This window comes from Variovorax sp. 01N429 (genome assembly GCF_056399425.1).
On record NZ_JBFTRG010000246.1, the window covers coordinates 1 to 361 of the forward strand.

The 361-nt window shown below is 71.7% G+C and carries 1 protein-coding gene; it reads left to right on the forward strand.

Annotated features, from left to right (window positions below):
* Positions 1–10: 10 nt before the first annotated feature.
* On the forward strand, positions 11–361 hold a 351-nt coding region (locus AC1DSF_RS31455; protein ID WP_478184225.1), incomplete at its 3' end, for a beta/alpha barrel domain-containing protein.

Genomic DNA, 361 nt, shown 5'->3' on the forward strand with positions numbered 1-361 from the left:
CCCTGTCCCCATGGCCCCCGTTCAGATCTCGCCCAGCATCCTGTCCGCGGACTTCGCGCGTCTCGCCGACGAGACCGCCAAGGTCGCCAACGCCGACTGGCTCCATGTCGACGTGATGGACAACCACTTCGTCCCCAACCTCACGCTGGGCCTGCCCGTCGTGGAATCCATCCTCAAGGCCGCGGACACTCCCGTCGATGCGCACTTGATGATCGAGGACCCGGACCGTTGGGCGCCCGCGTACGCCGAGGCCGGCGCGGGCAGTGTCACCTTCCACGTCGAGGCCGCCGCCGCGCCGGTCCGCCTCGCCCGCTCGATCCGCGCGGCCGGCGCCCGCGCGTCGATGGCGCTCAAGCCGGCC